The organism is Bifidobacterium sp. W8114 (assembly GCF_016101165.1).
Taxonomy (GTDB): domain Bacteria; phylum Actinomycetota; class Actinomycetes; order Actinomycetales; family Bifidobacteriaceae; genus Bombiscardovia; species Bombiscardovia asteroides.
The window spans coordinates 87452-113932 of the sequence record NZ_JACFRA010000004.1 but is presented as its reverse complement, the minus strand read 5'-3'; the positions used below and the strand labels follow the sequence as shown (position 1 = coordinate 113932).

Below are 26481 nucleotides of genomic sequence, written 5' to 3'. Positions count from 1 at the left end.
ATGCGCTCATGGCACTGTTACGGTCGAGTATCACATGAACCTCCCATGCCGCCGTTCGTAACCATGATTCATGGTACGCACAGGCCCCGATGGCCGCGGGACCCGACCTGCGCATACAATCGTGGCTTATGGAAGCAGGCGAGGGCATGAGCGTGACCGCTCAGCATAAGGACAGCAGGGGCGTCTACTATGTGCGGACCCTGGGCTGCCAGATGAACGAGCATGATTCCGAGCGGATCGCCGGGGTGCTCCGGGCCCAGGGCTACCGGCAGGCCACGCCCGAGCAGGTCCGTGCGCGCGAGGTGGACGTGATGGTGCTCAACACCTGCGCCGTGCGCGACAACGCCACCCAGCGCATGTACGGGACCATCGGGCGCTGGCACAGGTTCAAGCAGCACAAGCCCGACACGCGGATCGCCGTGGGCGGCTGCATGGCCCAGAAGGACCGGGAGCGGATTGTGAAGGCGGCGCCCTGGGTGGATGCGGTCTTCGGCACCAGGGACATCGGTTCGCTGCCCGGTCTGCTGGACAAGGCCCGCAGGGACGGGCGACCCCAGGTGGGGGTTTCGGAGGAGTTGCGGGATCTGCCCGGGAGGCTGCCGGCGGTCAGGGCCTCGCGCTCGCAGGCATGGGTATCCATATCGGTCGGCTGCAACAACACCTGCACCTTCTGCATCGTGCCCTCGGTTCGCGGGCGGGAGCGGGACCGGTCCATGGAAGACATCCTGCAGGAGGTTGAGGACTGCGTGCGCTCCGGTGCCCGCCAGGTGACCCTGCTGGGGCAGAACGTCAACTCCTACGGCTGGTCCACGGGGGACCGCTATGCCTTCGCCCGGCTCCTGCGCGCCTGCGGACGGGTGCCTGGGCTGGAGCGGATTCGCTTCACCTCGCCCCATCCGGCGGCCTTCACCGACGATGTAATCGCCGCCATGGCCGAGACGCCCACGGTCATGCACCAGCTGCACATGCCCCTGCAGTCGGGCTCCGACCGGATTCTGCGGGCCATGCGGCGCTCCTACCGGTCCCAGCGCTTTTTGGACATACTTGACAAGGTGCGGGCTGCCATGCCCGATGCCCTGATCACCACCGACATCATCGTGGGCTTCCCCGGGGAGACCGAGGAGGACTTCCAGGCCACCATGGACGTGGTGCGCCGGGCGCGCTTCTCGTCCGCCTTCATCTTTGAGTATTCGCCGCGTCCGGGCACGCCTGCCGCGCGCATGCCACAGCTGCCCAAGGCCGTGGTCCAGGACCGGTTCGAGCGGCTGCAGGCCCTGCAGGAGTCCATCACCATGGAGCACATGCAGGCCTTTTTGGGCAAAGAGGTGGAGGTGCTGATCGGCGACGGGCACGGCCGGCACGACGGCAGCACCCATCGCGTGACCGGGCACGAGCGCACCGGGGTGCTGGTCCACGTCGGCGTGCCCCAGGGGATGCCTGCGCCAAAGCCCGGGGATCTGGTCACCTGCACCGTCACCCAGGCGGGGCCCCACTATCTGATTGCTGACCCGGATCCCCGGGCGGGGCAGGTCTATGGCATCCGCTGAACCCCGCATCATCTCCATCGTGGGTCCCACAGCCTCGGGCAAAACCGCCCTGGGCGTGGCCCTGGCACAGGCTCTCCAGGCGCGCGGGCAGGAGGCTCAGATCGTCAATGCCGATGCCTACCAGATGTACAGGGGGATGGACGTGGGCACGGCCAAGCCTTCGGTAGGGGAGCGGCAGGCGGTGGTCCACCACCTGATCGACATCATCGAGCCGGAGGAGGCCATGAGCGTGGCCCGCTTCCAGGCCATGGCCCGGTCCCTGATAGCCGACCTGCGGGCGCAGGGAATCAGGCCCATTCTGGTCGGCGGCTCCGGGCTCTATACCCGGGCGGTCATCGACGATCTGTCCTTCCCCGGCACCGACCCGGCGGTCAGGACCAGGCTGGAGGAGCGGGCCCAGGAGGAGGGCCCCGGACTGTTCTTCCGCCAGCTGCAGGAGCGGGACCCGGAGGCTGCGGCCCGGATGGATCCCCGGAATGTGCGGCGGACCGTGCGGGCTCTGGAGGTCATGGAGATCACCGGACGGCCCTATTCGGCCAGTCTGCCCCGGTACCGCTACCTGCTGCCCGCCCTGCAGCTGGGGCTGGACCTGCCCCGGGAGGAGCTGGACCGCAGAATCGACCGACGCACCCAGGCCATGCGCGACCAGGGGCTGGTCGATGAGGTGAGCGGGTTGCGCAACCGCCTGGGGACCACGGCCTCACGCGCCCTGGGCTATCAGCAGATTCTGGACTATTTGGACGGTCGCACCGACCTGGATGCCGCCTTCGAGCTGATAGCGCAGAAGACCAAGCGCCTGGCCCGCAAGCAGATGGGCTGGTTCGGCCGCGATCCGCGCATCCACTGGCTGAATGCCCTGGCCCCGGACCTGGCCCGGCAGGCTCTGGATCTGGTGGACCAGGCCGACCAAGGCTGCTTCGACCAGGCGGACGCCCAGGCCGATCAGTCGGACCAGGGGAGGGTGACCAGACACCATCTGGGCGCGCTTTGACTTCAAGTACTTGAAGTTCCTAGGCTGGACGGGTATGACCACCATCACGCAGCCCCAGGCTGAAACCCAGACCACCCAAACCCAGACCGACCAGGAATCCGGGCCCTGGTACACCATCCGCCAGGCCTCGCTGATGTCGGGGATGCCGGAGACCACCCTGCGCTACTACGAGACCATCGGCATCATTCCGCCCATCGCCAGGGACCCCTCAAGCGGCCACCGTTGCTACAACCAGAAGGATCTTGACCTGCTGGAAACCATCTCCTGCCTGAGCGCTACGGGTATGTCCCTGGAGCACATGCGGGAGTATCTGGGCAACCGTGCGGCGGGAGCCGAGGCCGCCGGACGGCAGATCGAGCTCCTGGCCGAGCAGGAGCGGCGGCTGGATCAGCGGATGGCCGATTTGCGGGCAAGGAAGCGGTATGTGCAGCTCAAAATACAATACTGGGGGCACGTGCGCGACCACGACCAGGCCGGGGCGACGGAACTGATCAATCAGAGTGCCCAGATCATCGAGGCCGCCAAGCGCAGCGGCAACGAGCGGCTGTCGGGCTGAGGCTGTCGGCTCAGTGGGCTGGGCCCTGGTCCCATCCCGCGATCAGAAATATTCTGGTTGGGTTAACCGGGCGGACCATGCCTGCAATCAGGGCCTGCAGGTCGTCGGTGTTGCCCCGGAGCGCTCGCTGGATGGCCCGGCGGTGGGCGGTCGGATCAGCTTGACCCCAGTCCAGGTCCCAGCCGGCATCGTGGGACAGGCGCGAGAGGAAGATGCGCAGGGTCATGCCGTCGCAGTCGGCGAAGGGATGCAGGTAGGAGAGCTCGTCGTAGTAGTGCGCCAGGCGCTCCACGAAGACTGGACGGTCCAGGCTGCCCAGATTGCGTTCGGCCGCCAGCTCCTGGCCGATGGCCGCGGCTCCCTGCTCCAGCATGGCCGCTGGATACAGGCTGGCATCGTCGTTTGGTTGAGGCCAGCGCAGTGCTCGTTCTTCTGGCAGGTTGGGCAGCAGCCTGCGGTGGATGGCTCGTAACTCTGCAAGATCGCCTTCGGTCGCCCAAGGCCACTGACAGACCAGAATGGTCCGCAGAAACAGGGCATCCGCATTGGCGTTCGTACCATTGCTCTGGGCTTCCAAGCGTCGGGCCGTGTCGGCCAGCGCTTCGGCCTGCCTTCTGCCTGCTACAAAGTCGCTGGCTGCTTGAAGAGCCGAAGGACTGGGATGACGGTCATCCAGAAGCAGGTTGCGCAGAGCGAAGGCCACGGCGCTCTGACGTTCGGCTGGTGTCATGCCAACGATGCTAGCCCTGGCGGCCCCCGTCTGAAAGAGTTGTGCACACTGACCCGGCGTGCCCGATGCAGACCGGGGTTCTGGGTAGGCTGAAAGGGTTATGACACGTAAGCAGCAAGCAGACGCACGCGGTCGCGGTCGGACCGCATCCAAGGACAGTCAAGACCCGGAACCATTCTGGCACAAGGCCTTGCTGGCCCTGCCCCGGGGCCTGGGATCCCTGGTGCGCGCCGTGGCCGGCAAGAATGGCGACAACTCCGCCTACCGCAAGGATGGACTCTGCTTCGTGCTGGTCATCCTGGCCGTGCTCTTCTGTGCCAGCGAATGGTTCCGCGTAAATGGCTTCCTGGGACGGGGACTGCATGCTCTGGCTGCGGGCGTTCTGGGACTCTGCAGCATCATCCTGCCGGTGGTCCTGCTTTTCGCGGCCTTCCGTTTGGTCTGCTACACCGGGCGCGAGGCGGGCAACCTGCCTGTGGTGGGCGGCCTCGTGGTGGTTCTCTGGTCGGTCTGTTCCATCCTGGACGTGCTTATGGCCTCGGATTATCGCGGCTTCGACATGACGGCCATCAGTGGCTCAGGCGGCCTTCTGGGGTTCTTTCTGGGTTCGCCCCTGGCCTGGGGGCTGTCCAAGGTTTTCGCCGTCATCATCTTCGTACTCGTGGCCATTTTCGGCCTCTTCATCACATTTAGATTCCATATGAGCGACCTCATGGCCTGGCTGCGCGGGAAGGGGACCCGTGCCTCCAGCCCGGCTTCGGCTCAGACCGCTCCCAACGAGGTGAGGCTGGGGGACGAGACCCTGCCACTAGCGCCTGGCGTGCCCACTCACCAGGAGTCGGACCAGGAGGATGACCAGGATTCCCGCAAGGGCGGGGTGGCCGGCTGGTTCAGCCGCTTGCTGCATGGCCGCATCGGCAAGGACACGGACACCCATCTTGAGCGTTACGAGGCTGACGAGCCCTTCTCCCAGGCGGCCTCGCTGGAGGGGTCTGACCAGGGTGATCAGGTGCCCACGCAGAACATGCCCGCGGTGGAGGCACCGGCCACGGCTGCGCTTTTGGATGCCAGGGAGCAGGGGCACCCCAAGGTGGATCCGGCTGCCCTGTCCGGCGTGGGGGCCTCGGATCCATGGGCCGCTGCCGCAGCCGCAGCCGACACTGTGCAGATGGATGCCCAGCCGGCTCCGGGAGCAGGGAATCAGCCGGCCGGAGCCCAGGGTGCGGGGGCCCAGGCTGCCGGCGCGTCAAGCTCCTCCGATGACCGCCAGGTGGACGAGAGCCGACCCTACGTGCTGCCCAGCACGGACCTGCTGGTCAAGGGCAAGCCCCACGCGGTCAGGACCCCGGCCAACGACGCGGTCATCAAGGCCCTGCAATCGACCTTCCAGCAGTTCGACGTGGACGCCAAGGTGGTGGGCTTCCTGCGCGGGCCCTCGGTCACCCAGTACGAGGTGGAGCTGGGCCCGGGCGTCAAGGTGGAAAAGGTCACCAACCTTCAGCGCAACATCGCCTACGCGGTGGCCAGCTCGGACGTGCGCATCCTCTCTCCCATTCCTGGCAAGTCGGCCATCGGCATCGAAATTCCCAACGTGGACCGCGAGATCGTCCACCTGGGCGACGTGCTGCGCTCCGACAAGGCCAAGCAGGACGACAACCCCATGATGACCGCTGTGGGCAAGGACGTGGAAGGCCACTATGTGACCGCCGACCTGACCAAGATGCCCCACCTGCTGGTGGCCGGCGCTACGGGTTCGGGCAAGTCCAGCTTCATCAACTCCATGCTGGTTTCGCTGATCATGCGGGCCACGCCGGAGCAGGTCCGCCTGATCATGGTGGATCCCAAGCGCGTGGAGCTGAGCGCCTACGCCGGCATTCCCCACCTGCTTACGCCCATCATCACTGAGCCCAAGAAGGCCGCCCAGGCCCTGGAGTGGGTGGTCAAGGAGATGGACGCCCGCTACGACGATCTGCAGTTCTTCGGATTCCGGCATATCAAGGACTTCAACAAGGCCGTGCGCGAGGGCAAGGTCCACGCCCCGGCCGGCTCCAACCGCAAGGTGGCCCCATATCCCTACCTGGTCGTGGTGGTCGACGAGATGGCCGATCTGATGATGGTGGCCAAGAACGATGTGGAGAGCTCCATCCAGCGGATCACCCAGCTGGCGCGTGCCGCAGGCGTCCACCTGGTCCTGGCCACCCAGCGGCCCTCGGTGGACGTGGTCACCGGCCTGATCAAGGCCAACATCCCCTCCAGGCTGGCCTTCGCCACATCGTCCTCCACGGATTCCCGGGTCATTCTTGATGCCACCGGTGCCGAGACCCTGATTGGACAGGGTGATGCCCTCTTCCTGCCCATGGGTCAGGCCAAGCCCACCCGAGTCCAGGGAGCCTGGGTTTCCGAGTCCGAGATCCGCAAGGCGGTGGATTATGTGCGCACCCAGCGCAAGCCCCACTACCGTGAGGACATCGAGCAGATGGCCGACAAGGCGGATCACAAGAACGAGATCCAGGAGGAGATCGGCGACGATATGGACGAGCTGCTCCAGGCGGCAGAGCTGGTGGTGACCACCCAGTTCGGATCCACCTCCATGCTTCAGCGCAAGCTGCGCGTGGGCTTCGCCAGGGCAGGAAGACTGATGGACCTGCTGGAATCGAGGGGAATCGTAGGGCCATCGGAGGGTTCCAAGGCCCGCGAGGTACTTATTCAGCCGCCGCAGCTACAGCAGGCCCTGGCTTTCATCCGTGGGGATGCCACTTCCATGGATCCTGCCCCGGATGAGCAAGCGCAGGGCTGAACCTCGGTCCAAAAAGCCAGGCCTGGTCTACCGTTATGATGAAACTGCCGCCTGGCATTTCTTGTTGGACGGCCCGAGCGCACGAGTATCGCGTATAAGGAGTGGCAATGCAGGAGCATGCCGAGTCAGAGACCGGTCGTGAGAGGCGCAGGCTTCTCGAAGGATGGAATTCACCCCCAAACCTGGTCACCTACACCCGTATCCTCCTGGTTCTGGTCTTCATCGCCCTGGATCTGGTGGCCGGTCCCTGGGGCGAGCGCAAGCCTGGCATGCGGTGGACCGCAGCCGTGCTCTTCATCCTCGCGGCCTCGACCGACAAGCTGGACGGGTGGCTGGCCCGCCGGTACAACCAGGTGACCGAGCTGGGCAAGCTCATGGATCCCATTGCCGACAAGCTGCTGATCTGCTCGGCGCTGATTGTGGCCTCCGTCTTCGGCGAGCTCTGGTGGTGGGTCACCGTGCTCTTCCTGGTGCGGGAACTGGGCATCACCCTGCTGCGGGTCCTGGTCATCAACAAGCAGGGCCGGGTCATCGCCGCCTCCCGGGCTGGCAAGTACAAGACCTTGTTTGAGTGCATCGGCCTGGGCATGCTCATGATGCCCCTGTCAACGGTCTGGCCCTGGTACTTGGTGGCCACCCGCGTGGTCATCCTGGTGGCCCTGGCCCTCTGCCTTTACTCGGGAGCGGAATACGTGATGGGGATGCGGCGATGATCGGCAAGAGCGTGCAGGGACGTTGCGACGACCTGGCTGGACGGATCATCGACACCTGCCGTGATTCGGGCCTGTTCCTCACCGCCGCCGAATCGCTGACCGGGGGGCTGCTGGCCGATGCCTTCGTCAGGATTCCTGGGGCGTCAGACGTTTTCCTTGGGTCGGCCGTCACCTACGACATCGCAGCCAAGGCCGCCATCCTCAAGGTGGACCAGGACCTGCTGGCCACCCAGGGCGCGGTCCATCCACGGGTCGCCCAGGAGATGGCCGAGGGCACGGCCAGGCTCTACACCAGGCCGGGGCACGAGGACACGGTCATCGGCATGGCCACTACAGGTGTCGCCGGGCCAGGCCCTGACGGGGATGATCCTGCCGGGCTGGTCTACATCGGTCTGGCCCTGCCCGTCCGGGTGATGGGTCGACGCATAGAGACCGGCCTTCAGTCCCATGCCTACCGGACCTATGCCTACGAGTTGCATCTGGATGGCGACCGGGAACAGGTGCGCCGGGGCACGGTTATGCGGATTCTGGACCAGCTGGATCGGGCCCTGCATTCGCGGGGCTGACGTCTTGATGCAGTAAGTCGCTTCTACAGCTGCTATAAGCGGATGTCGAGCTTTGTGCTTGCGGGATTTGCTGTAGCCAGCAGACCAAGGCTAGATGGTGGCTGTATTGAGCCATTCCGTCTGCCTTCTGATTCCTTCCTCTCATATACGTGCATATACGTGACCTTGGTCACAAAGCAGGCCTTTCAGGTTCCTCCCCTGGAATAATTTACGGGCTCGTCTGTTGGTCACTGTGTAAGAAGTTGAACACGATAATGGCGAAAGGGGCTGCTATGGCCAGCACCGAGACCGTGATGACTCGAACCAACGATACCTATGATGTCAAGCCGGCCGTACCCGGAGTGGAGCGCAACGCGCGGGTTCGTGACCTGACTCCCGCCCAACGTCGTGCCGTCGTCTTCGCCCAACAGCAGGTGATTCGGGCCAAGGCCGCCAAGAAGGCCAAGGAGGAGCGCCAGGCCAACCTGAACAAGATGTGGATGGAGGAAGACGGCATGGAAGCCAGCCGTCAGCGGGCAGCCTCCACCAACGACGGCCGGGCCGTCACCCACACCGTCTCCCTGCGCGAGGCCCTGGGCCACGTGCTGCGTGAGTTGAGGACCAATGATCATAAGACCCTGCGCGAGGTCAGCGAGAAGGCGGGCGTGTCCCTGGGCTACCTGTCCGAGGTGGAACGCGGCCAGAAGGAGGCCAGCTCCGAACTGCTGAGCTCCATCGCAGACGCGCTGGGCCTTGGTGTGCCGCAGACCCTGCGGATGGTGGCGGATTACCTGGAGTCCACTCAGGAGTAAGCATGTCAGGTCCAGACGATTGATTCGGCGGGCCGTTCTTGAGGGCGTCCGGTTCTGAGGAACCAGGCGCCCTCTTCTACTGACTGTCGGTTGCTACCGTAGAAGGGGTGTGACAGGGTGGGTCTTGGACGAAAGGTGATGTCGGGTGCGTGAACGGGAATTCTGGCAGCTGCTGGAGGAGGTCTTCGGCCGGGTCTACGGACGTAGTCTGGCCCGTGACCAGAGGCTGACCGCCCTGGATGCCATGACCGTAATAGAGGCCCTGGATGCAGGCGTGGAGCCGCGCGTGGTCTGGAACGTGCTCTGCGATCAGATGGAGATTCCCGACTCCCGGCGCTGGGGGAAGGACCACAATGCGCCGCCCATGCCGGCAGCCTGATCGGCGGGTTTTATCCTCCGCGAATTTATTTCCCATTCCAAGCGATTTTCGAACATTTGTTCGCATAGGCGGGTATACTGATACCCATGGTCCGGTGATCATCGGCACGTTCGACCACATCGGGCGCCGGGACCGCAGACGGGTTCCGACGGCGGATAGGCTGTCAATCGTGAGGTCGTCAATCAGGATGTCGTCATCGTGAGGTCGGTTACTAAGAAGGAGAGCCATATGGCACGTCAGAGCAACAGTGGCAAGGCGAAGAAGGAAGAGGAGGGCGGGATCGATCCCCGTCGCCAGGCAGCCTTGAACACGGCCCTCGCGCAGGTGGAGAAGAGCTTCGGCAAGGGTTCGGCCATGCGCCTGGGCGACAAGCCTGCCCAGGATGTGGAGGTCATTCCCACCGGGTCCCTGGCCTTGGATATGGCCCTGGGCATCGGTGGACTGCCCCGCGGCCGCATCGTTGAGATCTACGGTCCTGAATCCTCGGGTAAGACCACCCTGGCCCTGCACGCGGTGGCCAATGCACAGGCCGGCGGTGGAGTGGCTGCCTTCATCGATGCCGAGCATGCTCTGGATCCTGAGTATGCCAAGAAGCTGGGCGTTGACACGGACTCCCTGATTGTCTCCCAGCCGGACAACGGCGAGCAGGCGCTGGAGATTGCCGACATGCTCATCCGGTCGGGCGCCCTGGATGTCATCGTCATTGACTCGGTGGCCGCCCTGGTGCCCAAGGCAGAGATCGAGGGCGACATGGGCGACAGCCACGTGGGCCTGCAGGCCCGTCTGATGAGCCAGGCCCTGCGCAAGATGACCGGTGCCCTGTCCCAGGCCAACACCACGGCCATCTTCATCAACCAGCTCAGGGAGAAGATCGGTGTCTTCTTCGGCAGCCCGGAGACCACCACCGGCGGCAAGGCCCTGAAGTTCTATGCCTCGGTCCGTTTGGACATCCGTCGCATCCAGACCCTGAAGAACGGCGACGAAGCGGTGGGCAACCGCACCAAGGTCAAGGTGGTCAAGAACAAGATGGCCCCGCCTTTCAAGGTGGCCGAATTCGATATTCTCTATGGAGAGGGCATCTCCAAGGAGGGTTCGGTTCTGGACATGGCCCTGCAGACCAACATCGTCAAGAAGTCGGGCTCCTGGTTCACCTACGAGGGCGATCAGCTGGGTCAGGGCAGGGAGAACGTCCGTCAGTTCCTCAAGGACAACCCCGGCCTGACCAAGGAGATCGAAGATAAGGTCAAGGTTGCCTTCGGCCTTATTCCTGCTCCCTCCGAGGACGACAAGGTCGATCAGGCTGATGCTGACCAAGACAGCAAGGAAAACGACTCGGCTCCTGTCGACATCAACAGCACTGTGCCCACGGCCCAGGCTGCATGACCCGATGATCTCGGCCGAGGACTTCCTCAAGGAAAATCCTGTCCGACTGGCGCAGACCGGGGATCCTGCCGACTCCATCACAGAGTCGAAGAATCTTCGGTCGGACCAGTTGCAGCCAGACTCTGCGGGTGCGCCTGCTCCAGCAGAGTCGGTGTCAGTCCTTGATCCTGCCCTTGAGCAGAAGGATGACAGCTTCAAGGAGGACAGCCGCCTGGTGCAGTCTCCTGTCCTGGGTCTTGGGCATGGCGCCCGATTCGGAGGCAGTCTGGAAGATGCAGACAGTGCTGCCAATGCTGATATGGGTGACGAATCCCTGGCAGGTCGCCATTCTCGTGGTCACCGTTCTGCCCGTGGTTTCGATAGAAGAACCCGCCGCCGTGGCCGTCGCCCACGTGCCGGCGGCTTTGGTGGAGATTCCGCGCCTGCAGCTCCGCGAGCAGATGCCGATGATGCGGATGCTTGCCGGGAGGCTGCCCTGACCCTTTTGGATGCGGCAGCGCGTTCAAGCGGGGCTCTGGCCCGTCGCCTGGTCGACAAGGGGTTTGATACGAACGTGGTCGATCAGGTGGTCGATCGGTTGACCAAGCTGGGCCTGTTGGATGACCAGGCCTATGCCCAGGATCTTCTGCGTTCCTGTCTGCATCGCACCATGGGGGAGCGGGGCGTGCTCTCGGAGATGACCCGCAAGGGACTAGACCCAGGACTGGCTGCGCAGGTGGTGGCACAGGCCTCTCGTGAGGGACTCTTCGTCGACTCCGCCTACGAGCTCGGCCGCAAGGTGGCCCGGAAGACAGCGGGACTTGATCTTAAAGTGTGCAAACGGCGATTCTGGAGTGCTGGATCCCGCAAGGGCCATAGTCCTGGCCTCCTCAACCAGGTGGCAGCAGACCTTTTCGTCTCTGACGACCCTCTCGATTGAGGTATCTCGTGGATGTATTGGTTTTCACGATGAAAAAAGCACGGCAATATGCGGCTATGGCCATGTTACCGAACTGCTCTAGCTGGAGGTACGCACTATTCGGAGCACTCCAGTCGGCATAGGCGAACCATGAATCAAGACCTTTGGTCCCGCTTTCACATAGAGCGGCTAGTCTGGATGTAACGGGCTGCCGCGGTTGTTCAAGTCTGTCAGAAGGTGGAGGTGTCGGATGCTCGATAAGAGTGAACTTCTGCAGGAGAATGCAGCACTTGTCGCCCTGCTGAGAACCATCGACAAATCGCATGACACCTGGAGCTCCATCGCTGAAAAGGTTGTACGCCAGGGTAGCGCTATTCAAGTCTTTGAACATGAGCTTGACCCGCAGCATCATCGGCTGGATGACCCTGACGAAGATGACGAATATGAAGACCGTATTCAGACGGCCCTGTTGGGCGAGGATGACATACCCATTACCACGCAACGTCGTGTGCAGCTCTTGGAGGCTCACAAAGAGGCCGAAGCCATGGTTCATGACTGGGGCAAGCAGGGTTTGGATATGGTGTCGGTCCTCGATGAGCGGTATCCGTTGAGTCTGCGTGAGGTTGTCGATATGCCTCCGTTCCTGTTTTCCAAGGGTCGTTTCCTCAGCCCCGATCAACAGGATATGGGTGTCAGCGTGGTGGGTTCGCGCAATGCAGGACCGGAGGCTTTGCATTTCGCTTCTGATGTGGCAACGATGCTGGTGAGCAAAGGCCTGACCGTTATCGCCGGCTTGGCTTTGGGAGTAGATGCTGAAGCCCATCATCGTGCCCTGCAGGAGCATGGCCGTACGGTGGCTTTCATCGGTACGGGCATAGGGAAGTACTATCCCGCAAAAAATCGCCATCTGCAGGAGCTTATCGAGCATAACGGCCAAGTGTTTTCGCAGTTCTGGCCCTGGCAGGGGCCCACGAAGTGGACCTTTCCTGCACGTAATGCCACTATGAGCGGCTACGGTATCGCTACCGTCATCGTTGAAGCCCATGAATATTCCGGCACCCGTGTTCAGGCTCGGCAGGCCCAGCATCATGGCCGGCCGATCATAATTCGTGACGCCGTGGTTGACCATACTGAATGGGGCAAGCGTCTGGTCGACAAGCCCAACGTCTACGTCGTATCCAATGTGGATGAGGTGGCCAGCGCCATCAACTCGATACAAGAGGTCAACAGTGAGTTGCAAGATGCAATAAACGGCATAGTTGCCCAAGCCAGTGCCTATGCCGATCGTATCGGTGTGGGGTAATCAGCATGGTGGATCAGACAACCAGACTCGACCAATTGCTGTGGCGGAAAGCTGGAAGCTATTTAAAGCCTGTCATTTATCATTCAAAGCATGACAACGTATGTGGTACCTGTGGCGGTTTCAAACAAAATCAATACGATAGGTGCTGGTCCTGTAATCAGACCATTCTTGAAGCACAAAAACGGCAATGCCAGACTCTTTTAGCTGACCACATAGCCTGTGGTTTTTATGCAGTTGAAGAATGGGAACAGACATACAAGGTCATCCGCGACTACAAAGAGCAATTGCCTTCTGCCAAGGAGCACCGAACAATCGTCGCGTCGATACTTGCTCTGCATATCCTTGGGCACCTGTCATGCATCGGTTCTCAGGAGAACTCACCGGTAACGGCATGGGCTGTAATTCCTTCGACGAAGAATTCAAAACGATATGGCCAGGAGCACCCCCTCCATCAGTTGGTGGCAGGGTTGATTCCTTTTTTGCCTGAAGTGACGTTGCGGGCCAACAAGGCCAAGACCCGTAGTCTGGATGAAGAAGCCTTCTCGATTGCAAGTCCAGTGAAAGCAAGCTGCTTACGCCATGTGCTTCTGATTGATGACTCATGGGTGACGGGAAGTACAGCGCAATCAGCGAGCATTTGCCTTAAAGAGGAGGGTGCTTCATGCGTATCCATCTACTGCGTGACTCGCATAGCCAAGGAATCCTTCATCAATTCGCTTGGTCCTAGCTTGCTTAGAGACTTTAGTAACGGAGATCACTATGCAATGGGATGGTGCCCGTGGAATAGAGGCGTTGAAGGGTGATCCCCCGAGGAGGTTTCGTTGATGATGCTGCCTGCATTTTAGCTTCGCAACGGAATGCTCAATAACAGCCTTCAAATGATTGCAAGGATGAAGGTAGCCAAAGGGAAGAAAATGAGACCTCTCATATACCCCGGGTTCTGTCATCGACCGGATAAAATCCAGACGACGGATGGCCATCCATCTCGACCTGACGTTGCCGCCAGGCTCTAGCGGCCTACCCGAAGGCGGGACGAGCAGCCCCTGAATGCCTTCTGCTTGGCCTTGCTCCCGATGAGGCTTGCCATGCGGTCGGCGTTACCGTCGACCCGGTGGTCTCTTGCACCGCCGTTTCACCCTTGCCCGCCTTTACCAGGCGAGCGGTCTGTTCTCTGTTGCGCTATCTCTCAGGTTGCCCTGGGCGGACGTTATCCGCCATCGTGCTCTGTGGAGCCCGGAAGTTCCTCAGCCCTTCCCAGGAGGAGGGGCCGCGGCCATCCGAGAGGTCTCGGGGATACAGCATAGCGGAACTGAAAGACCGGAACCGCGGTTATGCTCCCGCTCCGGCCTCAAGCTCAATCAGTGAGTCAGCCCTGCTCTTCGGCTAAAATCGAAAGCACAGTCGATGGTGACCAAGTCCGCCATCGCACCAGCGGTTTGTCCGCTCACAAGTGCAAGGAGATTCCCATGGAGATCGTCATTACCGGTCGACATACCCAAATCAAGCAGCGGTTCCGCGATGTCGTGGACAGCAAGATGAACAGGGTGACGGCCATCGCCCCCGATGCCCAGCGCATCCAGGTCGTTCTGACACATGAAGGCAATCCCCGCCAGGCTGACAGCGCCAAGAGGGTGGAGCTCACTGTCCAGGCCGGCAAGACCGTGATTCGCGCCGAGGCCTCCAGCGCTGACGAGTTCAGCGCGCTGGACATGGCCTTGGACAAGCTGACCCAGCGTCTGCGCCGGGTCCGCGACCGCCGCAAGGACCATCGCCGCGGACTGGAGCATCCGCCCCTGCCCGCCGATCTGCCCGTGGATGACCAGGCAGGTGATGAGGGCAATCAGGGCCAGGAGTCCAACCCAGACAACAGCGCCCAGAGCGCCGTGGCCTCGGACCTGGCACCGGGTCAGTCGGTCGAGGTGCAGGTGGGGGACACTCCCATCGTCATTCGCCGCAAGCTGCACATCGCCGAGCCCATGAGCATCGACGAGGCCCTCTACGAGATGGAGCTGATCGGCCACGACTTCTTCCTCTTCGTCAACAAGGAGACCCGGCGGCCGTCGGTGGTCTACCGTCGGCACGGTTGGAGCTACGGTGTCTTCGAAATCGATACGCCTGAGCATGTAGGCCAGAAGAAGTAAGAGCAAAACGGAAATTGAACAGTGGGGCGATTCCCCGGCGGCAGGTTGGCTAGACCTCCGGAGGATCGCCTTTCTTCAATGCCCGGTCCGGTTGCCAAGGTCGCAGCCGGGTTTGCGTAACCATAGGTTCCGAGAAAATCGGTGCATTCGCGTAAGATAATCAGGGTCTGGGCCTACGTCAGCTGAGGGCGTGCGAAGGCCATAAAAGAACGGTAGGGAGCGCAACGTGGTAGCAGTCTTGGACAAGGTCCTCCGTATGGGCGAGGGTCGTCAGATTCGCAAGCTTCAGGGGGTGGCCAAGGCGACCAACGCCTTCGAGGATCAGATCTCGGCCATGAGCGACGAGGAGCTCAAGGCGCAGACGCCTAAGTTCAAGCAGCGACTGGAGAACGGCGAATCCCTCGATTCCCTGATGCCCGAAGCCTTCGCCACGGTTCGCGAGGTTTCCAAGCGCACACTGGGCCAACGGCATTTCGACGTCCAGCTGATGGGCGGAGCGGCCCTGCACTGGGGCAACATCGCAGAGATGAAGACCGGCGAGGGCAAGACCCTGGTGGCCACCCTGCCCAGCTATCTGAATGCCCTGGAGGGCAAGGGCGTGCACGTGGTCACGGTCAACGATTACCTGGCCTCCTACCAGAGCGAGCTCATGGGGCGCATCTTCCGTTTCCTGGGTATGAGCGTGGGATGCATCATCACCGACCAGCGTCCCGTCGAGCGCCGGAAGCAGTATCAGGCGGACATCACCTATGGCACCAACAATGAATTCGGCTTCGACTACCTGCGCGACAACATGGCCTGGGACAAGGACGAGCTGGTTCAGCGTGGTCACCATTTCGCCATCGTGGACGAGGTGGACTCAATCCTGATCGACGAGGCGCGAACTCCTCTGATCATCTCGGGGCCTGCCGAGGGCGATGTGACCCGATGGTACCGGCAGTTCGCCAAGCTGGTTCCCAAGCTCACCAGGGATGAGGACTACGAGGTCGACGAGAAGAAGAAGGTCGTCGGCATCCTGGATCCCGGCATCACCAAGGTGGAGGACTACCTGGGCATCGACAACCTCTACGAGCCCACCAATACCGCCCTGATCGGGTACCTGAACAATGCCATCAAGGCCAAGGAGCTCTTCCTGCGTGACCGCGACTACGTGGTCCAGAACGGCGAGGTCCTGATTGTGGACGAGCACACCGGCCGTCTGCTCAAGGGCCGCCGTTACAACGAGGGCCTCCACCAGGCCATCGAGGCCAAGGAGGGCGTGGAGGTTAAGGCCGAGAACCAGACCTTCGCCACCATCACCCTGCAGAACTACTTCCGCATGTACGACAAGCTGGCGGGCATGACCGGAACGGCCGAAACCGAGGCCGCCGAGTTCATGAACACCTACAAGCTGGGCGTGCTGCCCATCCCCACCAACAAGCCCATGATCCGCAAGGATCAGCCGGACCTGATCTACCGCACCAAGAAGGAGAAGCTGACCGCCATCGTCCGCGATGTGGCCAAGCGGCATGCCAAGGGCCAGCCCATCCTGTTGGGCACCGCCTCTGTGGAATCCTCCGAGGTGGTCTCCTCCCTGCTGGACGTGGCCGGCATCGACCACCAGGTCCTCAACGCCAAGCAGCATGCACGCGAGGCTGCGGTCGTGGCCGTGGCAGGGCGCAAGGGGGCTGTGACCGTGGCCACCAACATGGCTGGGCGTGGCACCGACATCATGCTGGGCGGAAACGTGGAGTTCCTTGCCGATCAGAAGCTCAAGGAGCAGGGCTTCTCCTCCGACGACACTCCGGAGGAGTATGAGAGGCGCTGGCCCAAGATGCTGGACTCCGTCAAGGAGCAGGTCAAGGACGAGCATGAGGAGGTCGTCAAGCTGGGTGGCCTCTATGTGCTGGGAACCGAGCGGCACGAGTCCCGCCGTATCGACAACCAGCTGCGCGGCCGTTCGGGCCGTCAGGGCGATCCCGGCGAGTCCAGGTTCTACCTGAGCCTGGAAGACGACCTGATGCGCCTGTTCAACTCTCAGTTGGTGGCTCGGATGATGTCCTCCAAGAGCATGCCGGAGGGGGAGCCCATCGAGTCCAAGACCGTCACCAAGGGCGTGCGCAGCGCACAGAAGTCCGTCGAATCCCGCAACTACGAGATCCGCAAGAACGTGTTGAAGTACGACGACGTGATGAACAAGCAGCGTCAGGTCATCTATGGCGAGCGTCAGGCGGTGCTCAAGGGCGAGGACATCCACAAGGACATCCTCCGCTTCATCAGCGAGACCATCACCTCATACATCCGGGGTGCGCAAAAGGGCTCGGACAAGCCCGAGGACTGGGATGCCGACGAACTCTGGAAGGCGCTGGCCTCCGTCTACCCGGTCAGCCTTGACCAGGATGAGACCATGGACTCCCTGGAGGGCCTGAAAGGCGACAAGGCCGTCAAGGCCCTGGCGGACAAGCTGGTGGAGGATGCCGATTCCATCTACCAGGAGCGTGAGGATGAGCTGGGCGAGAAGGGTTCCAGGCAGCTGGAGCGCCAGGTGGTCCTCTCCGTCCTGGACAGCAAGTGGCGTGAGCACCTCTACGAGATGGACTACCTGAAGGACGGCATCGGCCTGCGTGGCATGGGCCAGCGTGACCCCCTGGTCGAGTACCAGCGCGAGGGCTACCAGATGTACAACTCCATGATCGACGCCATCAAGGAGCAGACCGTGCAGCTGCTCTTCAACGTGGACCTCAAGCAGATCGCGGCCAGCCAGGAGAACGAGCGGCGGGCCCGCGAGGAGCGCAAGGAGAACGAGGAGGGCCAGTCCGAGCCGGTCAGCTACCAGGCGCCTGAAGAGCCTGATGCAGAGGATGAGACCACCGACATCGATGAGACGGCCGAGGAGCATGACGAGGGTGCCCCGGCTGGCAGCATACAGGAGGATTCCGAGGAGGAGGATGCCTCTGAGGATGCCGCTGACGATAGCGCTCCGGCTCCGGTCGGACCCGCGCCTATCAGCCATGCCGAGGGCAAGGTTCCTGCCAGCAAGAGGCCCAAGGCCGTAGAGGATCACTCGCCCTGGGCCGATGGTCGCACCTTCCCGGGCACGCCCCGCAACGCCCCCTGCCCCTGCGGTTCCGGACGCAAGTACAAGATGTGCCACGGCCAGAACGAGAAAAAATAACAGGTATTCGTAATCTCCAGAGGCCTGCCTAGGCAGGGTTGCTGATTTGATTGACGGTCATCGCTCACAAGGGCGGTGGCCGTTTCCATATATTGGATCCCCATTTTTCATATATTGGTAGCAAAGTGACCAAAATATGGGATTGCCTTGTGTGGGGAGGGGCGGGGCAGTAAACCTAGAGCAAACAGCGGGGCATCCGGCCCCGCTTCTTCAAAGGAAAAGAGTCATCATGCGGCCACTTAGCTGGAAATCCGTCCTGAACTCCTTGGTGTCCGGTCGACACCTGAGCGCGGATGAGGCCGAGTGGTGCATGAACGATCTGATGGACGGAAATGCCGACCCGGTGCAAGTGGGCGCCGCCCTGTCCATGCAGTCCACTCTGGGTCTGACCAGCCCGGAGGTCGAAGGGGCTGCCAAGGCCATGGTGGGCCATGCTGTGCCCCTCAAGGTCAGGGGTGACGTGACCGACATCGTCGGCACCGGTGGTGACGGAGCAGCGACCGTCAACCTGTCGACCATGGGCGCCATCGTGGCTGCCGCAGCAGGGGTCAGAATCGTCAAGCACGGCAACAGGGCCGCATCCAGCAAGAGCGGCACCGCTGACTGTCTGGAACAGCTGGGTCTGCCCCTGGATCTGCCGCCCAAGGAGGTGGCTGCCATGGCTGACCGTTACGGCATCACCTTCGTCTTTGCCAAGACCTTCCACCCTGCCATGCGTTTTGCAGGTCCTGTCCGCTCGTCGTTGGGAATCCCCACCGTCTTCAACCTTCTTGGGCCGCTGACCAACCCGGTCAAACCGCACAATGTGGCCATCGGATGCGCCCAGCGCCAACTGAGCCCCATGATGGCCAAGGTCTATGCCTCACGCGGCCAGGAGGGCATGGTCTACACCTCGGTTGAAGGTCTTGACGAGATGGCTCCGACCGGCCCTGTCTCCATCTGGGAGATTCACCAGGGCCAAGTGGAGGAACGGTCCTTCGATCCGACTCGCGAGTTGGGCATCGATCCGGTGGATTTGAATGACCTCCGCGGCGGCGATCCTGCCTTCAACGCCAGCGTTGTCAGGGACTTCCTGGCTGGAAAGTCGGTTCCTTCGCGTTCCACGGCCCTGCTCAACGCAGCGTCGGCCATTGTGGCTGACGGCACGCAGATCGATGCCGGCCCCGAGGACGATCTGAGCGTCCGGTTTGCACAGGCCTACCAACTGGCTACCCAGGTTGTGGACCAGGGCAGGGCCGCCGACCTGCTGGCGGCATGGATTCACGGAGCCCAGCAAGCACAGATCCGCTGCCGGCAAGAGGAACAGACACGCCATCCGGTCTTGGTCTAGGTTCGCGGCTGTCAAGCCTGTTCAGGCCCCGCTGGCTGATATTCCTGCCAACGGGGCCTGACTATTTTGACGGTTCACTTCTGGCGGCTCTCGACATTATCGCCGGTAGTGCCGTTCGTCGTCATCGAAGAGCCCGCTTGAATCATCGCGGAAGTTCTTCCTGTCGATGATCAGTCCCGCAATGCCTATCAGCAGGAGCAGACCCGCCAGCAGGCCGGTCAGGCCGGACCAGCGGGGGATGAACATGGTCAGGAAGAAGCAGACCAGGCCCAGCACCGTCATGATCATGAAGGCCATCCGCCTTCTGCCCAGGTCGCTCAGGTCGGGGTTGGGCGGCACAAAATTCGACGACTGGTCCATGATCTCGTCAGTGTCCAGCCAGCTTCTGCCCTGGAAATCTCGCGGTCCGGAACCGCCGACGAAGGCATCTCGCTTCAAGTCCTCGGCCTTCAGCGCCGCCTTCTTCTCGGACTTTCGAGCCTTCTTTTCGAATTCCCTGGCCGTCCTGGACGATTCCAGGGAATCCAGCTCGTCAGCGTGCGAATTCAGGAAGTCCGCCCACTGCTCGTCCCCCTGTGAGGACCCGGTTCCCGCCTCGCTGTTATACTGATTCCCGGCGTCGTTATCCTTGTGCTCGGTCATAGAACCATCGTAACCTCGGCCGAACGCATTCGCTACCAAGGAGTCTCTGTGCTGTACTGGTTCTTCGTCAAACTGCTCGGTCCGTTGGCGCGTACCTGGTTCAAACCGACCGTAGAAGGTACGGGGAACATTCCCAAGCAAGGGGCTGCCATCATCGCCTCCAACCATTTGGCCGTCATCGACGATGCCCTCCTGCCCATCACCTGCCCTAGGATGATTCACTTCATGGGCAAGGCCGAGTACTTCAACGGCAAGGGAATAAAGGGCAAGTTCAAGAAATGGTGGTTCAGCTCAGTCGGAGTCTTCCCCGTCGACAGGTCGGGCGGTTCCAAGTCGTTGGGAGCCATGGAAACCGCGCGTTCCATCCTTGAGCACGGGCACATCTTCGGCATTCATCCGGAGGGCACGCGCAGTCCTGACGGCAGGCTCTACCGGGGGCACACCGGGGCGGCGCGGCTGGCCTTCGAGACCGGAACGACAGTGGTGCCCACCGCCATCATCGGCACTCGGCAGCTTCAGGAGCCCGGCCATGTGCTTCCGCATAAGGGCAGGACCAAGGTCATCTTCGGCAAGCCCATCACCGTGCCCTACGTGCCGGTCAACAGCCTCACTCACGAGGAGATCCGCAACCTGACCGACAGGATCATGCAGGAGATCCAGGAGATGAGCGGGCAGCGCTACGTGGACGTGTATGCCCAGGTCGTCAAAGCGCATGAGAGCAGGGAAGAACTGGACTGACGATTGGCTGCAGAGATAGGACAGTCAGACCACAGTCAGGGTCACGACTGCCGGTGAGCCGTCATCATTGACCACCTTGACCTGGGTGCCGGGGCCGGGGTCCTGGATTCGCACGGTGTGGGTCAGGTTGCCCAGCGGGGCGGAGATGTTGACCTTGAGCCCGTATCCCTGCAGGATCTGGGTGGCCTCGTCCTGGCTCTTGCCTTTCACGTCGGGCATACTGATGAATTGTGGTCCCTTGGAGATCACCACGTTGACCGCATCGCCCCAGTGCAGCTGTTCCTGGGCCTGGTGGGAGGCGGAGATCACCTGGTTGCGGGGGACCGTGTCTGACCAGTCCTCGCTGTAGTTGACCTTGAGCCGGAGGGCTTCCAGAGCCGCCTTGGCATCGTTCCTTGCCTTGCCGATGATGTCCGGCATGGCCACCGGCATCCGGCCCTTGGACAGGACCAGGCTGACCTTGGTATCGTGTCGGGTCTTGGTCCCCGGGGCCGGATCCACTGAAATCGCCGCCCCCTCGGGTATGTCCATGGAGTACTGGTCCTTGGAGGTGTCATGGTCGATCTTGTCGAACCCAGCCGCCTTCAAGGCTTGCAGGGGGTTCTTGCCGTTGGAGGTGTCCGGCAGGAGGATGTCCTTGGGCACTGTTGCCTGGCGAATCCCCTTGGAGACGGTCAGTTTGAGGTTGCCGCCCCGCTTGCTGATATGGGCTCCGACGGTATCGGGATCCGCGGCCATGATGGCCCCTTTGGGCACTTGGTCGCTGAAGTCGTATTCGGTGTAGACACCGATGCCTGCGACCTTGAGCGTGCGGGCGTACTTGGCATAGTCGGCTCCGATGACCCTGCACCCCTGATTCTCGGAGCAGGAGATGTCATCCGGCTTGGGCAGGGCTACATAGCTGCCCGGACCCAGGTAGTACCACCAGGCGCCACCGCCGCCTCCGGCCAGGGCCAGCACCAGCAGAACCACCAGCACAATGATCAGGCCCCGATGCCGGTGCTTGGGTTTGGCTGTCTCGGCACCTTGCTGCAAGGTCTGGAAGGAAGCCGGGACGGCCGTCGCATCGGCGGGGGAGGCTGCCAGGTCCTGAGGCTGCAGGACGGTCGTGGTTTCGGCCTGGGAGGGGGTGTCCACGTCATTGAGTTGATAGCGTCTGGTCGCTGCCTCTGTATCGTTCTGGGGCGGGGCCGGCACAGCCGGGACGGTGTCCGAAATCTCTTGGTCGGTTGCAGCAGCAATGGTCTCCGTGGCTGCATCCTCGGCATCGTCGCTGGGTGGCGTAGCTCCCTGGGTTGGCGATTCCGGAATCTCAGGGTCGTGCCCAGGGGTTCCGGCAATGGCAGACTCGGGCTGACCGCTGGCTGCGGCTGCTGCTGCGGTCCCTGCAGGCAGCACGTAGTCCATGGCCTGCCGATCCAGCCCCCTGACCACCTTCCTCAGGCTCTCCAGGGCCTTGCCCGCGTCGTCCGGGCGATTTTCGGGGGAGCGGTCGGTCAGCCCGGAGACCAGTGCGGCCACAGATGGGTCGATACCCGGGCAGACCCTGGCCAGGGAGGGAACGTCCTCGTGGACGTGCTTGAAGACGATGGTCACCGGATTATCGCTGGCGAAGGGGACCGTGCCGGCCAGCATCTCGTAGGCGATGATGCCCACGGCGTATAGGTCGCTCTGGGGGGATGCCTCATTGTTCTCAATGGTTTCGGGGGCCAGGTAGGCGGCCGTGCCCATGAGCATGCCCGTCGAGGACAGGGTGGCCTGGGCGGCGGCGCGGGCCAGGCCGAAGTCGGTGATTTCCACGTGGCCGCGGTCGTTGATGAGGATGTTTTCCGGCTTGATGTCGCGGTGGATGACGCCGGCTCGATGGGCGGAGGCCAGACCGTCGAGGATTTCGCCCACGATGCGCAGGGTCTCCTTCAGAGGATAGACACCCTGCCGAGCCATATCCGTCCGCAGGCTTATTCCGTGGACATACTCCATGACCAGGTAGTCCAGCCCCTGGTCGACACCGGTGTCGTAGACCTGGACGATGTGGGGGTTGGCGATGGCAGCCGCAGACCTGGCCTCCCGGCGGAAGCGCTCCTCGAACTGGGCCCTGTGAGGTCCCTGGGCCAGCATGGTGTGCATGATCTTGACTGCCACATGTCTGGACAGTCGCAGGTCCAGAGCCTCGTAGACCGTGGCCATGCCACCTTGCGCGATCTCGCGCAGAATGCGGTAGCGCCCGTCTATGATCCGGTCGCTGGTCCTCTCGTCCGCTTCACTCATGCTCGTCTTGTCCGGCCCTCTGCACCTCGGAGGCCTGACCGGCCTCGGCATCAATGGAAGATACACGTTCATGATACCCGGCGGTGGTGGCAAGCGGCAGGAAGCGTCGGCAGGCCTTCAGGAAGATGATTCGACCCTCTGTCGACAGATTCAGATCATCGGCCAGGGCCTGGGCTTGGGTCTGTGCTCGGGTGGAAAGGTCGGCCATACGTCGACGACTGGCATTTACGGCGCCACAGGACTGCATCAGGTCACGGACTATATTCACCTGTGCATCCTTGCGGCGTTGGGAGGGGGAATCGTAGAGTCGGCGAACCTCCTTGGCCTGATCAGGGTCGGCCATGGCCAGGGTGTCAGCCAGGAGGACGGTCCGCTTGCCCTCGCGAATATCTCCGCCCACGGGCTTGCCGGTGTGGTGGTCGTCGCCTGTCACATCCAACAGATCGTCCGCCAGTTGGAAGGCCAGCCCCAGGTCCAGGCCCAGGGCGCGTACCGACCCTTTATGCTCTTCCAGGTCTGCTCCGGCCGCTAGCAGGCCCAGAGCCAGAGGGGCCAGCGTGGTGTATGAGGCGGTCTTCCACGCCATGGTGTGCAGAGCCTGACGGCGCAGTTGTTCCGGATTGTCCAGGCGGGCCTCCTCCATTCCCATGTCCAGGACCTGGCCGGTGACCACAGCCGTCTGCATGGCTTGAAAAGCCCTGCAGACGGCCGGCCCCTGAGGCAGGTCGGCAGCCGCTTGGAGGGCTATTTCTGTGCTCAGCGATGCCAGCAGGTCGCCAAGGAGGATGCCCAGGCCGGTGCCGCGGGCATTGGGAACGGCGGGGTCTTGGCTGTTCGGATCGTTTCTGACAACTGGCCGGCTCAGGGCCAGATGGGCGGCAGGGCGGCCCCGACGACGAGGAGAGCCGTCGATGATGTCGTCGTGGACCAGGGCGCTGGTCTGGTAGACCTCCAAGGCGCAGGCAAGGTCCACTACCGCCTGTTCACGGTTCGGATTCTGCCCGCAATCCAGAGCCCCCCAGACATCGCAGAGCAGCAGGGCGCGCAGTCGCTTGCCGCCTCGGCCAGCCTCGATTGCCTGGAGGATGACCGCCTGCAAGGCCTCCTGGGAGGGGTCCTGATCCAGGGGATGGTCCAGTCCAGGCTCTGGAGCAGTCAGGTGGTCGCAATGCTGCTGGAGCAGTTCCTCCATGCGCTGTTCGACCCGTGCTGCTGTCACGCTCTTCATGCCTTAGAGCCTATCCGCATATCTGCCCAACAGGCAGGTTCCAGGACCTTGGTGGATGGATGACCCCACTTGACCACATGATCCGATATGGCCTTCTTAACGGTTCCCACTGGTTCAGGATGATGCCAAGGCTTCCCGGCCAACAGACCGGGGAGCGGATGGGAGGCGATGACGACATGAACGATTCACATGAACATGGCATGACAGAACTGATGGAGAACTACCGGGAGGGCCGACGACGATGGGGTGTGGAAGATGCTGACAGGCGATGGCTCCGGCAGCCCTTGACCGAGTGGACTGCATGTTTGAAGGGACAACAGGCAGAGCCGCATTTGAACCCCGACTCTACGGACCGTCTGGCCGTGGCCATCACGGAGACCCTGGCCATACGCGACGGGCTTATCCTGTCCATCCTGGCACCTGAGCCAGGTCTGGACGATGACCGGCTGCTGGACCTGTGCGTGCGCCCCAACGATCCGGCCAATGTGACGGCGCTCTGCAGCATTCTGGATTCAGTATTCAAGGATTCCACGATGCGGCCGGACCATCCCCGTTGCCGGGCTGGGCTTGTCATGCTCGAGGCCATGGCGGGTAAGGCGCCGCCTGGGTTCCGGTCCCAGCCCCTGGCGGTTGCGTCCTATGTTGACTGGTGGAGTGGGGGATCCCAGGCATCCGGGTTCGCCGAGCAAGCCCTGGCCGACGACCGTTCCTGCAGCCTGGCCGCCATCGTCCTGGCCTTGATCGGCCGCAGCATCGACCCGGCTTGGAGGCAATCGAGCTGAATCGGGAATAATCGTCCCCCTGGGGTGGTTCACTTAGTGAGTCTACGATTTGACCTTGCCATAGCTGTGCCTTAAAAGCAGTGTCGGCGGGTGGGATGATCCAGGAGGAGAATTTGGCCACGAAGGACACCAAGTCAGCCAAGACAGCCGCAGTGGATACCGGAAAGGGCCGGACCAGTTCAACCGCCGGCAAGACCAAGACCGCCACCAGGTCCAAGACCAGCAGCAGCAAGGCGTCCCACAAGACCTCGTCCCGCAAGACCGCCACTGCCAGCACTTCGACGGCCAAGACGAACCGGCGCCCGGCCTCCAAGACCACGAAGAAGGTCGAAGAGGAGCCCATTCTGCAGCAGGAGGAGCAGGAGCCTGACGAGGACCTGCTTGAGGACCAGGAGGACGACGACCAGCTGGACAAGAGCGAGGATCAGCTGGAGGACGAACCCGATGAGGACGATCAGGAGGAGGACGAGGTCTCCCGGGTCGAGGATGAGGCCGAGGAGGATCGCAAGGCCGCCCATGCCCTCGCAGCCAAGGTCAAGGGTGCCTTTGTCGTCGACGATTCCGATGATGACGAAAACGTCACCCCCTCGGGCAATCCCAAGCGTCGTGTGGTCACCGCCGGAGCCACTGCCGATCCCGTCAAGGACTACCTCAAGCAAATCGGCCGCGTCAGCCTGCTGAATGCTGAGCAGGAGGTGGACCTTTCCGAGCGTATCGAGGCCGGCCTCTATGCCCAGCATCTGCTGGACACCGAGGGTGAAGGCATGGACTTCAAGCGTCGCCGCGAGCTCAAGTGGGCCGCCAACGACGGGAAGAAGGCCAAGGACCATCTGTTGGAGGCTAACCTGCGACTGGTGGTCTCTCTGGCCAAGCGCTACACCGGCAGGGGCATGCTCTTCCTGGATCTGATCCAGGAAGGCAATCTGGGTCTGATCCGCGCGGTGGAGAAGTTCGACTACACCAAGGGCTACAAGTTCTCCACCTATGCCACTTGGTGGATTCGTCAGGCCATCACCCGCGCCATGGCCGACCAGGCCCGCACCATCCGTGTGCCCGTCCACATGGTCGAGGTCATCAACAAGCTCTCCCGCGTCCAGCGGCAGATGTTGCAGGATCTGGGCCGCGAGCCCACTCCCGACGAGCTGGCTCGGGAGCTGGATATGCCTGTCGAGAAGGTCCAGGAGGTCCAGAAGTACGGACGCGAGCCTATCTCCCTGCATACCCCCCTGGGCGAGGACGGCGACTCTGAGTTCGGCGATCTGATTGAGGACACCGATGCCATCGCCCCCTCGGATGCCGTGGCCTTCTCCCTGCTGCAAGAGCAGTTCCAGCAGGTTCTTGAGACCCTGAGTCCCCGCGAGGCCGGCGTCATCAAGATGCGCTACGGCCTGGAGGATGGGCAGCCCAAGACCCTGGATGATATTGGCCGCGTCTACGGGGTCACCCGTGAACGCATCCGCCAGATTGAGTCCAAGACAATGTCCAAGCTGCGCCATCCTTCGCGCTCGCAGACCCTGCGGGACTTCCTGGATCAGTGACCGCTG

The 26481-nt window shown here is 62.4% G+C and carries 21 protein-coding genes, 1 other RNA gene and 2 pseudogenes; 19 read left to right on the top strand and 5 right to left on the bottom strand.

Annotated features, from left to right (window positions below; translation table 11 throughout):
• The first annotated feature begins 146 nt into the window (after positions 1-146).
• Genes miaB through H3T89_RS06595 form a run of 3 tightly spaced genes read left to right on the top strand, consistent with a single transcriptional unit; the run spans position 147 to position 3094 of the window.
• Complete coding sequence (gene miaB, locus H3T89_RS06605; protein WP_232348507.1) at positions 147-1547, top strand: tRNA (N6-isopentenyl adenosine(37)-C2)-methylthiotransferase MiaB; 1401 nt, start codon at positions 147-149, stop codon at positions 1545-1547.
• Complete coding sequence (gene miaA / locus H3T89_RS06600) at positions 1534-2538, top strand: tRNA (adenosine(37)-N6)-dimethylallyltransferase MiaA (protein ID WP_198216575.1); 1005 nt, start codon at positions 1534-1536, stop codon at positions 2536-2538. Before miaB ends, miaA begins: the two co-directional genes overlap by 14 nt.
• 34 nt (positions 2539-2572) lie before the next feature.
• A complete protein-coding gene (locus H3T89_RS06595) occupies positions 2573-3094 on the top strand; it encodes a MerR family transcriptional regulator (protein ID WP_198216574.1) in 522 nt (173 codons plus the stop codon).
• Between the two features lie 10 nt (positions 3095-3104).
• Here H3T89_RS06595 and H3T89_RS06590 read toward each other — a convergent pair whose 3' ends face one another.
• Complete coding sequence (locus H3T89_RS06590) at positions 3105-3824, bottom strand: Fic family protein (protein ID WP_198216573.1); 720 nt, start codon at positions 3822-3824, stop codon at positions 3105-3107.
• Positions 3825-3924: 100 nt separating this feature from the next.
• Here H3T89_RS06590 and H3T89_RS06585 point away from each other — a divergent pair, with 100 nt between their 5' ends.
• The 9 genes from H3T89_RS06585 (at position 3925) to H3T89_RS06545 (ending at position 13457) form a co-directional block, all read left to right on the top strand.
• Positions 3925-6621, top strand: coding sequence for an FtsK/SpoIIIE family DNA translocase (locus H3T89_RS06585; protein ID WP_198216572.1), 2697 nt, complete (start codon positions 3925-3927; stop codon positions 6619-6621).
• Positions 6622-6728: 107 nt separating this feature from the next.
• Positions 6729-7334, top strand: coding sequence for a CDP-diacylglycerol--glycerol-3-phosphate 3-phosphatidyltransferase (gene pgsA / locus H3T89_RS06580; RefSeq protein WP_198203850.1), 606 nt, complete (start codon positions 6729-6731; stop codon positions 7332-7334).
• Complete coding sequence (locus H3T89_RS06575) at positions 7331-7900, top strand: CinA family protein (RefSeq protein WP_198216571.1); 570 nt, start codon at positions 7331-7333, stop codon at positions 7898-7900. The genes pgsA and H3T89_RS06575 overlap by 4 nt, the downstream gene beginning before the upstream one ends.
• Before the next feature lie 272 nt (positions 7901-8172).
• On the top strand, positions 8173-8691 hold the full coding sequence (locus H3T89_RS06570) for a helix-turn-helix domain-containing protein (protein WP_015021654.1): 519 nt from the start codon (positions 8173-8175) through the stop codon (positions 8689-8691).
• Between the two features lie 145 nt (positions 8692-8836).
• The gene (locus H3T89_RS06565; RefSeq protein WP_015021655.1) at positions 8837-9070 is read left to right on the top strand and encodes a DUF3046 domain-containing protein; all 234 of its coding nucleotides are present in this window, start codon (positions 8837-8839) and stop codon (positions 9068-9070) included.
• Between the two features lie 228 nt (positions 9071-9298).
• Positions 9299-10453: a recombinase RecA gene (gene recA, locus H3T89_RS06560; protein WP_198216570.1), complete on the top strand. Its 1155-nt coding sequence runs from the start codon at positions 9299-9301 to the stop codon at positions 10451-10453.
• 4 nt (positions 10454-10457) lie between these two features.
• Complete coding sequence (locus H3T89_RS06555) at positions 10458-11372, top strand: regulatory protein RecX (protein ID WP_198216569.1); 915 nt, start codon at positions 10458-10460, stop codon at positions 11370-11372.
• Between the two features lie 229 nt (positions 11373-11601).
• On the top strand, positions 11602-12654 hold the full coding sequence (locus H3T89_RS06550) for a DNA-processing protein DprA (RefSeq protein ID WP_198216568.1): 1053 nt from the start codon (positions 11602-11604) through the stop codon (positions 12652-12654).
• Positions 12655-12659: 5 nt separating this feature from the next.
• Positions 12660-13457, top strand: coding sequence for a hypothetical protein (locus tag H3T89_RS06545; protein ID WP_198216567.1), 798 nt, complete (start codon positions 12660-12662; stop codon positions 13455-13457).
• A gap of 109 nt (positions 13458-13566) precedes the next feature.
• On the opposite strand, the gene rnpB is transcribed toward H3T89_RS06545, so the two are convergent.
• An RNA gene (rnpB, locus tag H3T89_RS06540) (RNase P RNA component class A) lies at positions 13567-13943 on the bottom strand.
• A gap of 177 nt (positions 13944-14120) precedes the next feature.
• On the opposite strand from rnpB, the gene hpf reads away from it, so the two are divergent.
• From hpf to trpD, 4 genes and pseudogenes are all read left to right on the top strand, one after another.
• Positions 14121-14795 carry a ribosome hibernation-promoting factor, HPF/YfiA family gene (hpf, locus tag H3T89_RS06535; RefSeq protein WP_015021658.1) on the top strand — a complete coding sequence of 225 codons (675 nt, stop codon included), beginning with the start codon at positions 14121-14123 and terminating at the stop codon, positions 14793-14795.
• 226 nt (positions 14796-15021) lie between these two features.
• Positions 15022-17530 (top strand): annotated as a pseudogene (gene secA / locus H3T89_RS06530) (preprotein translocase subunit SecA); the annotation flags it as partial.
• A gap of 233 nt (positions 17531-17763) precedes the next feature.
• A pseudogene (locus H3T89_RS09210) lies at positions 17764-17949 on the top strand (SEC-C metal-binding domain-containing protein); the annotation flags it as partial.
• 229 nt (positions 17950-18178) lie between these two features.
• A complete protein-coding gene (gene trpD, locus H3T89_RS06525; protein ID WP_015021660.1) occupies positions 18179-19279 on the top strand; it encodes an anthranilate phosphoribosyltransferase in 1101 nt (366 codons plus the stop codon).
• A 96-nt stretch (positions 19280-19375) separates the two neighbouring features.
• On the opposite strand, the gene H3T89_RS06520 is transcribed toward trpD, so the two are convergent.
• The gene (locus H3T89_RS06520) at positions 19376-19921 is read right to left on the bottom strand and encodes a hypothetical protein (RefSeq protein ID WP_198216565.1); all 546 of its coding nucleotides are present in this window, start codon (positions 19919-19921) and stop codon (positions 19376-19378) included.
• Positions 19922-19969: 48 nt separating this feature from the next.
• Between H3T89_RS06520 and H3T89_RS06515 the strand changes: the two genes are divergently transcribed.
• On the top strand, positions 19970-20659 hold the full coding sequence (locus H3T89_RS06515) for a lysophospholipid acyltransferase family protein (protein WP_015021662.1): 690 nt from the start codon (positions 19970-19972) through the stop codon (positions 20657-20659).
• A 24-nt stretch (positions 20660-20683) separates the two neighbouring features.
• On the opposite strand, the gene H3T89_RS06510 is transcribed toward H3T89_RS06515, so the two are convergent.
• A complete protein-coding gene (locus H3T89_RS06510) occupies positions 20684-22927 on the bottom strand; it encodes a Stk1 family PASTA domain-containing Ser/Thr kinase (RefSeq protein ID WP_198216564.1) in 2244 nt (747 codons plus the stop codon).
• Positions 22920-24146 carry a polyprenyl synthetase family protein gene (locus H3T89_RS06505; protein WP_198216563.1) on the bottom strand — a complete coding sequence of 409 codons (1227 nt, stop codon included), beginning with the start codon at positions 24144-24146 and terminating at the stop codon, positions 22920-22922. The genes H3T89_RS06510 and H3T89_RS06505 overlap by 8 nt, the downstream gene beginning before the upstream one ends.
• Positions 24147-24331: 185 nt before the next feature.
• Between H3T89_RS06505 and H3T89_RS06500 the strand changes: the two genes are divergently transcribed.
• Both H3T89_RS06500 and H3T89_RS06495 read left to right on the top strand, forming a co-directional pair.
• Entirely contained in the window at positions 24332-24937 is a 606-nt protein-coding gene (locus H3T89_RS06500) for a DUF4192 family protein (protein ID WP_181415573.1), read from the top strand.
• A gap of 113 nt (positions 24938-25050) precedes the next feature.
• Entirely contained in the window at positions 25051-26475 is a 1425-nt protein-coding gene (locus tag H3T89_RS06495; RefSeq protein ID WP_415873470.1) for an RNA polymerase sigma factor, read from the top strand.
• The last annotated feature ends 6 nt before the right edge of the window (positions 26476-26481 follow it).